Source organism: Thiohalocapsa sp., from assembly GCF_019695415.1.
In the GTDB taxonomy this organism is placed as follows: Bacteria; Pseudomonadota; Gammaproteobacteria; order Chromatiales; family Chromatiaceae; genus Thiohalocapsa.
Genome location: NZ_JAIFKJ010000018.1, coordinates 1 through 1979, shown reverse-complemented (window position 1 = coordinate 1979; position 1979 = coordinate 1). Strand labels below are relative to the sequence as shown.

Annotated in this window: 1 protein-coding gene; it reads right to left on the bottom strand. The window is 67.0% G+C overall.

What is annotated here, in order from left to right; translation table 11 throughout:
* Positions 1–109: 109 nt before the first annotated feature.
* On the bottom strand, positions 110–1979 hold a 1870-nt coding region (locus tag I6U14_RS00235), incomplete at its 5' end, for an IS1634 family transposase (protein WP_296895899.1).

Here is a 1979-nt window from a genome sequence, read left to right as displayed (position 1 = left end):
TAGCCCAAGTTTAACGGGTATGCCCGCAATCCCTTCCGGTTCATAGAGTTGCTTTGAAGAAAAGCGGCGAGTGGCACTACAAACGCGAGATTCTTTGCTGTTTGGCGACTCAGGCGAGCATCTTGCGTACGCCGCCGGGACTGGGGTCGATGCCAAGGGCCTGGTAGATGCGGTACTGCTCGGGCTCGGCCTGCGTGGTCTTGCGCACATGCAGTGCACGGCCATCGGGGCGGCGGAAGGTCGCGGTCACGCGGACTTGGCCGTTGAGTGTTTCGCGCAGGCGTTTCCAGCTCTCGTGGATGTCTTGCGCGTGCAGGCGCCGGCGGATCAATTGCACGAACTGGTAGGCGAGCACGGTGATGAACAGGTGTCCATCGGCGCGGGCTTCCTTGTGGTGGAAGATCGGGCGCAGTCCCAGCTCCGATTTGAAGGAGCGGAACACCGCCTCGAGGTCGGTGAGCATGATGTAGGTCCGCCACAGTTGCTCGCCGTCCCAGCCGAGCTCATTGGTGCGCAGGCAGTAGACTCCGGGGTGGGTGTCCATGGTCCCCGCCACGGGCCGGCGCTCCCAGCGGATCGCCTGCGCCTGCTTGCCGTTGGCGTCGGCAACGATCTCGATATGGTAGTGCTGTCCGGCGCCATGGCTGCGTTCCTTCAACCGGCCGATGCGCTCCCAAAGCTTGTCGATCCGCTTGGTGGTGCGCGGGCGGCTCAGGCCCTCGTGCATGGCTTGCAGCGCCGCCTCGAAGCGCTGAGCGAAGCGCGCGCTGATGCCTGCCTCCTTGCGTGCGCGCGACTCGGAGTAACAGTACAGGCGCACCTCCCCGGCATCGGTATCCTCGACCCGCTGCACGGCGACGCGCTCACCGCCGGCCGTGAGCAGGTCCATCGCGTCGCTCGCCTCGAACCGGCGCCGGCGCTCGCGGCTGACCACCAGATAGCGGTAGCCCTGCTCGCCGAGCCAAGCGACATTTTCTTCAGTGGCGATACCCCGATCCATCACCACCAAGGCCCCCGCCGGCGCCCCCAACCCTTGGAGCATCTCGGCCAAGGTGTCGCCTTCGACCACGTTGCCGTCGAACACCTGCGAGCGGCGCACGAAGCCGCTGCCGTCGAGCACCAGCCCCAAGGTGAGCAGCGCACAGTCGCTGCGCTTCTCCTTGGAGTGCCCGCGCCGGGCCTTGGGGTTGCTCGGCGCCTCGCCCTCGAAGTAGGTATTGGTCAAATCGTACAGCGTCACCGTCCAGTCGAGCCCGAACAGCTCGCTCACGCGGGCGAAGACGGCCTGCTCCAGCACCTCGCGATGGCGCATGAGCACATCGGCGGCTCGGTAGAGCTGCATGAGGCTCATGACCTCGAAGTCCACCTCGAGCAGCTCGCCCAAGGCACTGCGCTCGCACAGCCACCGCTGCGTGGCCAGCTCCGAGCCCGGCGCGGCCATGCGTCCCACGATCACGCCCACGATGGCGGCCCGTTGCGGCCCGCTCAGTCCCAACCGTTCCAGCAGGGCGATGAAGTCCACCTGCGCCATCGCCCACAGTCCGAGCGCCTCCACCCCCACGGTGCGCGGGCGCGCGAGCGTCAGGGAATCGATCTCGACGCTGTGCACCTCGGCGAGCGTCTGCGCGCCGGGCGCCGGCTCGGATCCCGGCGCCTCCGCGCGTGCCAACAACTGCGCCGCTATGCGTTGCGCCTCGCGCTCGATCAGCAGCGAGCCGCAGCCGCCGAGCAACGCCTCCTGGCCGCTGAGGATCTCCTCCAGGCGCGCGCACAACGTCGGCCAATCCGCCTGCGGTATCGCGAAATGCCGACCCAGATTCAACAACGTGACTTGCCGGACCTTCCCGGCGACGCGCTGCGAGCGCACCAATCGATAGGTGTAGTAGCGCTCGCCGGTGGCGGTGTTGCGCGTGTGGGTGCGGCGGATGTACATGCCCCGAACGCTAGACCACGCCACCATCGAAGGCAATGGCTCCCTT